This window comes from Pseudomonas onubensis (genome assembly GCF_965653655.1).
Classification (GTDB): Bacteria; Pseudomonadota; Gammaproteobacteria; order Pseudomonadales; family Pseudomonadaceae; genus Aquipseudomonas.
This window is the reverse complement of sequence record NZ_CBFHAZ010000011.1, coordinates 90,533-96,633: the sequence shown is the minus strand read 5'-3', so window position 1 is coordinate 96,633 and position 6,101 is coordinate 90,533. Positions and strand designations below refer to the sequence as shown.

The window sequence follows — 6,101 nt, the reverse complement described above, 5'->3', positions numbered from 1 at the left end:
GACCATAGAGCATTGGAACCACCTGATCCCATCCCGAACTCAGTAGTGAAACGATGCATCGCCGATGGTAGTGTGGGGTTTCCCCATGTGAGAGTAGGTCATCGTCAAGATTAAATTCCGAAACCCCATTTGCGAAAGCAGATGGGGTTTTGTTTTGGGCGGTCGTCCAGCCGTAAATCTCGCTCACGAGTGGCGTTAATCACAGCGCGTCCAGGTTGAGAAGCCACGTAGGCCTGCTTTGCAGCTGTCTCCAGTGCTATATCCTGTCCTTTCTATGCAATGACCTTGCGCATGGCTATCATGCGTGCCTCATTGTGAGGCGATGCTTGCATGCTGACGTTGTTAACACTTCTGAAAGATGGTCGATTCCACTCCGGAGAGGCGCTGGGCGCTGCCCTGGGTGTCAGCCGCAGTGCTGTCTGGAAGCAGCTCCAGCATCTGGAGTCTGAATTGAACCTGCCCATTCATAAAGTTCGCGGCAGGGGCTACCAGCTAGCATCTCCATTGGTGTTCTTGAATGCTGAAGAAATTCAAGAGCATGCTCCTGCTTTGGCGTGGCCTGTTTACATCTCTGACTCCATAGACTCCACGAATGCCGAGGCTTTGCGCCTCGTCGACGCTGGTCGCGCGGCTCCATTTCTGGTGCTTGCGGAGCAGCAAACGGCGGGAAGGGGCAGGCGAGGTCGTAAGTGGGTCAGTCCGTTCGCTCAGAACCTGTATTACAGCCTCGTATTGCGCATTGACGGCGGGTTAAGGCAGTTGGAGGGGCTTAGTCTTGTCGTCGGATTGGCGGTCATGCAGGCTCTGCGTGAGCTGGGTGTCCAGGGTGCCGCATTGAAGTGGCCGAACGACGTCCTGGTCGGGCAGAAAAAAATTGCCGGTATCTTGTTGGAGTTGGTCGGAGATCCCGCCGATGTTTGCCACGTTGTCCTCGGTGTAGGGATCAACGTAAATATGCAGAAGGCTGCAGAGGTCGATCAGCAGTGGACGTCGGCGCAGTTGGAGACGGGTTCTCCTGTCGACCGTAATCACTTGGTAGCACGGCTTGGGCTGCAACTGCAAAGTCACCTGGAGCGACATAAGACTTCCGGTTTTGCAGCGCTTCAGGAAGAGTGGGAGCGAAATCATTTGTGGCAGGGTAAGGCCGTATCTCTTATCGCAGGTGTTAACCAGATTGATGGTGTAGTGCTGGGTGTTGATCACCAGGGCGCGTTGCGGCTAAGTGTCGCGGGTGTCGAAAAAACATACAGCGGTGGTGAGCTAAGCCTGAGGTTGCGTGATGATTCTTGAGCTCGACTGTGGGAATAGTTTTATCAAGTGGCGTGTGCTCGATTCGCCTGCGGCCAAGGCGTACGCTGAGGGCGTCGTCGGCTCGGACCTTGAGTTGATTGAGGGGTTGATGGCGATTCCGGGACTCTCATTGACGCGCTGTCGCCTGGTAAGTGTTCGGGCCTCCGAGGAGACCGGGCAGTTGGTTGAGGCATTGCAGGGGGCATTTGGGGTTGTTGTGTCTTGTGCTGCCTCAGCGAGAGAGGCGGCGGGTGTACGTAACGGCTACGAAGAGTTTGAGCGCCTTGGGCTGGATCGTTGGTTGGCAATGCTGGGCGGTTTCAAGTTGGCATCAGGTGCGTGCCTGGTGCTCGATTTCGGTACCGCAGCCACTGCGGACTTTATTGCTGCTGATGGTGAACATCTTGGCGGATTCATTTGCCCAGGGATGCCGCTCATGCGCAGCCAGTTGCGAACGCACACGCGCAAGATCCGCTATGACGATATTGCGGCAGAGCAGGCCTTGGCGCGCCTCTCGCCAGGGCGCACAACCGTTGAGGCCGTTGAGCGAGGTTGCACGCTGATGCTCAGGGGGTTCGTCTTGACCCAGCTCGAATTGGCTCGAAGCTATTGGGGGGATAATTTCACCGTCTTCCTGACTGGTGGAGATGCGGACCTCGTCTCTGATGCTGTGCCCCAGGCTCGTTTCGTTCCTGATCTGGTGTTTGTTGGCCTGGCGATGGCGTGCCCTTTGTCCTGAGGTATTTATGCGTTGGCTGTTTCTGCTTTTGCTCGTTCTCAATGCCTTCTATTACATCTGGCATCAACAGGAAGCCCCTTTGCGTGCTAAAGATGTAACGCCTCTGAGCCTTTACAAGGGCTCTCAACAGGATATTCGCTTATTGAGTGAGTCCTCTGGCCCCATGGCCCGGCGTGACCGGGCAAAGGCGCCTGACGTACAAAATACCTGTTTATACATCGGTGGCTTTGCTGATCAGCGCCAGGCGCTGTCGGTCGAGCAGCGCCTCATAAGCCTGGATATAAAGGCCAAAGTGCAGCTGCTCAATACGCCTGATGCCTCCGGCTATTGGCTTCGTGTCGCCCCTGAAAGCAGGAGGCTGGCCGACGATCTGCCGTTTGAAAACCTTGCTAAGGAATTCAATGAGTTAAAACATAAAATAATGTTGTGCGAAGGCGTTGCAACTGTCGAATAGTTTGCATAGAATGGCGCCCGCTTCGCAGTGAAGACCTTTACGGTCTACAAGGTGAAGCGAAGGTCAACGCAGCTAACCTCATATTTTTAATGAGAAAATGCTTGACAGAAGGCCGGCGTGATGTAGAATGCCGGCTCGCTTAGGAGGGGTTCCCGAGCGGCCAAAGGGATCAGACTGTAAATCTGACGTCTACGACTTCGAAGGTTCGAATCCTTCCCCCTCCACCATTTTTAGCGTGAGCTGCAAGCTCCGCGGGTATAGTTTAGTGGTAGAACCTCAGCCTTCCAAGCTGATGATGCGGGTTCGATTCCCGCTACCCGCTCCAAGTTTGCAGGTTGTGCAATGTGTTTTGCTCTTGTAGCTCAGTTGGTAGAGCACACCCTTGGTAAGGGTGAGGTCAGCGGTTCAAATCCGCTCAAGAGCTCCATATAACAAGGCAGATATGAAAATATCTGCCTTTGTTTTAACAGCTGCCTCGGCTTGTTGGTGTCGCATTTGGCCTTGTTGCCAAGTGATTTCAGGTCTAGTGGGGTTGGTTGTTGTAAAGTCTTTTTCAGGCCTGCATAATGGTCGGCCTGATTTTGTTTTAGGTCAGTAGCTCAATTGGCAGAGCGACGGTCTCCAAAACCGTAGGTTGGGGGTTCGATTCCCTCCTGACCTGCCAGATTCACGTGGTGTGTCTGGCTTTCTTTTCACAGGATCTTCATAGATGACTCCTAAGGCTGAAGCTCAAAGCTCTCGTTTCGATCTCGTCAAGTGGCTCGCCGTAGTCGCATTGGTGGTCGTAGGCGTTGTTGGCAATCAGTACTACTCTGCTTCGCCGATCCTGTACCGTGTACTCGCTTTGCTCGCCCTTGCTGCTGTAGCTGCCTTTGTAGGCCTGCGGACTGCCAAAGGCAAGTCTTTCGCGGTCCTGGTAAAGGAAGCTCGCACTGAAATTCGTAAAGTCGTTTGGCCGACTCGCCAAGAAACCACGCAGACCACGTTGATTGTTGTGGCTGTTGTTCTGGTTATGGCGTTGCTGTTGTGGGGGCTAGATTCCCTGCTCGGCTGGCTTGTTTCCTTGATTGTTGGCTAAGGGTGTCCCGTGGCTAAGCGTTGGTACGTTGTGCATGCTTACTCGGGTTACGAGAAGCATGTTATGCGCTCTTTGCTAGAGCGCGTAAAGCTCGCAGGCATGGAAGATGGCTTCGGCGAAATTCTGGTTCCCACTGAAGAAGTGGTTGAAATGCGGAATGGCCAGAAGCGCAAAAGCGAACGCAAGTTCTTCCCTGGCTACGTGCTGGTTCAGATGGACATGAATGAAGGTACTTGGCACTTGGTCAAGGACACTCCTCGTGTCATGGGTTTCATCGGCGGTACTGCTGATAAGCCTGCTCCGATCACCGACAAAGAGGCGGAAGCAATTCTGCGTCGCGTTGCTGACGGTAGCGACAAGCCTAAGCCGAAGACGTTGTTCGAGCCAGGTGAGGTTGTTCGTGTCACAGATGGTCCGTTTGCTGATTTTAACGGCACTGTCGAAGAAGTTAACTACGAAAAGAGCCGGATCCAAGTGGCAGTGCTCATTTTCGGTCGCTCTACTCCGGTAGAGTTGGAGTTCAGCCAGGTCGAGAAGGTCTAGCTGAGCAAGCATCCCAACCCCGCAGCCTTAGGCTGTGGGGTTTTGTCGTCACTGGGATAAACGCGCAAGTAACCGGGGAGCCTTTCGAGGCGTTTGAACCCGTAATTGGAGTGCCTCATGGCCAAGAAGATTACCGCTTACATCAAGCTGCAAGTGAAGGCCGCTCAGGCCAACCCAAGTCCACCTGTCGGCCCGGCTCTGGGTCAGCACGGCGTGAACATCATGGAATTCTGCAAGGCCTTCAACGCCCGTACTCAGGGTCTTGAGCCAGGTCTGCCGACTCCAGTGATCATCACTGTATACAGCGACCGTAGCTTCACTTTCGAAACCAAGTCGACCCCGGCTTCGGTTTTGCTGAAGAAAGCTGCTGGTCTGACTAGCGGTTCCGCTCGTCCTAACACCGTTAAGGTTGGCACCGTAACTCGTGCTCAGCTGGAAGAAATCGCGAAAACCAAAAACGCGGATCTGACTGCAGCTGATATGGATGCAGCCGTGCGTACCATCGCCGGTTCTGCTCGTAGCATGGGCCTTAACGTGGAGGGTGTGTAATGGCTAAGCTGACCAAGCGCCAAAAGGCAATCGCCGGCAAAATCGAAGCAGGCAAGGCCTACAACTTTGTAGACGCCGCTGCCCTGCTGACCGAGCTGTCGACTGTCAAGTTCAGCGAGTCCGTTGACGTTGCTGTAAACCTGGGTGTTGACCCACGTAAATCCGACCAGGTCGTTCGTAGCGCTACTGTGCTGCCACACGGTACTGGCAAGACTGTACGTGTTGCTGTCTTCACCCAAGGCCCGGCAGCTGAAGCTGCTCTGGCCGCCGGCGCTGATCGCGTTGGCATGGACGACCTGGCTGCCGAAATGAAAGGCGGCGACCTGAACTACGACGTAGTTATTGCTTCCCCGGATGCAATGCGCGTTGTAGGTCAGTTGGGTCAGATCCTCGGTCCACGTGGTCTGATGCCTAACCCTAAAGTCGGCACCGTAACGCCAGACGTAGCTACCGCGGTTAAAAACGCCAAGGCTGGTCAGGTTCGTTATCGCACCGACAAAAACGGCATCATCCACACCTCCGTTGGCAAAGTCGGCTTTGATGCCGTCAAGCTGAAGGAAAACGTTGAAGCCCTGATCGCTGATCTGAAGCGTATCAAGCCAGCTTCCTCGAAAGGTATCTACGTCAAGCGCGTTACCCTGAGCACCACTATGGGCCCAGGTCTGGTCATCGACCAAGGCTCGCTGGACGTATAAGAAACACGTTGGTGCGAGAGATCGCGCCAATTGAAAAAATTGGGGTCCCTGCCTGGCGGGGGCTATCCAAGACCGTAGGCGGCGCAAGCCTTAAACCTCAAGCCTACGCAGATGGTGCTCCCGGTTCCTTACCGAATCAGACACCAAAACGACATCCGGCTTCGGCCAGATGAAACGGTAACAAGCAGGAGTTAAACCCGTGGCAATTAATCTCGAAGACAAGAAGGCCATCGTCGCTGAAGTCAACGAGGCTGCCAAAGCTGCTCTGTCCGCTGTCGTGGCTGATGCCCGTGGTGTGACAGTAAGCGCTATGACCGGACTCCGTAAAGAGGCTCGTGAAGCTGGCGTATACGTACGTGTTGTACGTAACACCCTGCTCAAGCGCGCTGTTGCTGACACTGAATACAGTGTTCTCAACGACGTGTTCACCGGCCCGACCCTGATTGCGTTCTCCAAAGATCACCCGGGTGCTGCTGCCCGTTTGTTCAAGGAATTCGCCAAGGGTCAGGATAAGTTCGAGATCAAGGCAGCTGCGTTCGAGGGCAAGTTCCTCGCAGCTAACCAAATCGACGTACTGGCAACACTGCCGACCCGTAACGAAGCTATTTCTCAGCTGATGAGCGTGATTCAAGGCGCTACCAGCAAGTTGGCTCGTACTCTGGCCGCAGTTCGCGAGCAAAAAGAAGCTGCCGCAGCCTAAGGCTGATCGACTTCTCTCGCGTTTTTTTGTTTATTTCGATGGCCGCGTAGGCC

8 protein-coding genes, 4 tRNA genes and 1 rRNA gene are annotated in these 6,101 nt (G+C 54.4%); all 13 read left to right on the top strand.

Annotated elements, in window-relative coordinates; translation table 11 throughout:
* Positions 1-110 (top strand): 5S ribosomal RNA (gene rrf / locus ACTD9P_RS06505); the annotation flags it as partial.
* Between the two features lie 220 nt (positions 111-330).
* Positions 331-1,290, top strand: coding sequence for a bifunctional biotin--[acetyl-CoA-carboxylase] ligase/biotin operon repressor BirA (gene birA / locus ACTD9P_RS06500; protein WP_438867072.1), 960 nt, complete (start codon positions 331-333; stop codon positions 1,288-1,290).
* A complete protein-coding gene (locus tag ACTD9P_RS06495; protein ID WP_438867071.1) occupies positions 1,280-2,029 on the top strand; it encodes a pantothenate kinase in 750 nt (249 codons plus the stop codon). Before birA ends, ACTD9P_RS06495 begins: the two co-directional genes overlap by 11 nt.
* A 7-nt stretch (positions 2,030-2,036) precedes the next feature.
* Positions 2,037-2,483 carry a hypothetical protein gene (locus ACTD9P_RS06490; RefSeq protein WP_200432043.1) on the top strand — a complete coding sequence of 149 codons (447 nt, stop codon included), beginning with the start codon at positions 2,037-2,039 and terminating at the stop codon, positions 2,481-2,483.
* A gap of 142 nt (positions 2,484-2,625) precedes the next feature.
* Positions 2,626-2,710: transfer RNA gene (locus ACTD9P_RS06485), tRNA-Tyr, on the top strand.
* Positions 2,711-2,734: 24 nt separating this feature from the next.
* Positions 2,735-2,808: transfer RNA gene (locus tag ACTD9P_RS06480), tRNA-Gly, on the top strand.
* A gap of 26 nt (positions 2,809-2,834) precedes the next feature.
* Positions 2,835-2,910 (top strand) — tRNA-Thr (locus ACTD9P_RS06475).
* Positions 2,911-3,071: 161 nt separating this feature from the next.
* A tRNA-Trp gene (locus ACTD9P_RS06470) sits at positions 3,072-3,147 on the top strand.
* A gap of 45 nt (positions 3,148-3,192) precedes the next feature.
* Complete coding sequence (gene secE, locus ACTD9P_RS06465; RefSeq protein WP_438867070.1) at positions 3,193-3,561, top strand: preprotein translocase subunit SecE; 369 nt, start codon at positions 3,193-3,195, stop codon at positions 3,559-3,561.
* A 9-nt stretch (positions 3,562-3,570) separates the two neighbouring features.
* Positions 3,571-4,104 (top strand): transcription termination/antitermination protein NusG, encoded by a 534-nt coding sequence (gene nusG / locus ACTD9P_RS06460; protein ID WP_003176436.1) that lies wholly within the window; start codon positions 3,571-3,573, stop codon positions 4,102-4,104.
* Between the two features lie 117 nt (positions 4,105-4,221).
* Complete coding sequence (gene rplK, locus ACTD9P_RS06455; RefSeq protein ID WP_003176435.1) at positions 4,222-4,653, top strand: 50S ribosomal protein L11; 432 nt, start codon at positions 4,222-4,224, stop codon at positions 4,651-4,653.
* A complete protein-coding gene (rplA, locus tag ACTD9P_RS06450) occupies positions 4,653-5,348 on the top strand; it encodes a 50S ribosomal protein L1 (RefSeq protein ID WP_003232403.1) in 696 nt (231 codons plus the stop codon). Before rplK ends, rplA begins: the two co-directional genes overlap by 1 nt.
* A 199-nt stretch (positions 5,349-5,547) precedes the next feature.
* On the top strand, positions 5,548-6,048 hold the full coding sequence (gene rplJ, locus ACTD9P_RS06445; protein ID WP_032861608.1) for a 50S ribosomal protein L10: 501 nt from the start codon (positions 5,548-5,550) through the stop codon (positions 6,046-6,048).
* Positions 6,049-6,101: the final 53 nt, after the last annotated feature.

What these genes read in the sequence shown, in the direction of transcription:
- secE (WP_438867070.1), top strand. Translation starts at nt 3,193, where the DNA reads ATGACTCCTAAGGCTGAAGCTCAAAGCTCTCGTTTCGATCTCGTCAAG.
- birA (WP_438867072.1), top strand. Translation starts at nt 331, where the DNA reads ATGCTGACGTTGTTAACACTTCTGAAAGATGGTCGATTCCACTCCGGA.
- rplK (WP_003176435.1), top strand. Translation starts at nt 4,222, where the DNA reads ATGGCCAAGAAGATTACCGCTTACATCAAGCTGCAAGTGAAGGCCGCT.
- ACTD9P_RS06490 (WP_200432043.1), top strand. Translation starts at nt 2,037, where the DNA reads ATGCGTTGGCTGTTTCTGCTTTTGCTCGTTCTCAATGCCTTCTATTAC.
- rplA (WP_003232403.1), top strand. Translation starts at nt 4,653, where the DNA reads ATGGCTAAGCTGACCAAGCGCCAAAAGGCAATCGCCGGCAAAATCGAA.
- ACTD9P_RS06495 (WP_438867071.1), top strand. Translation starts at nt 1,280, where the DNA reads ATGATTCTTGAGCTCGACTGTGGGAATAGTTTTATCAAGTGGCGTGTG.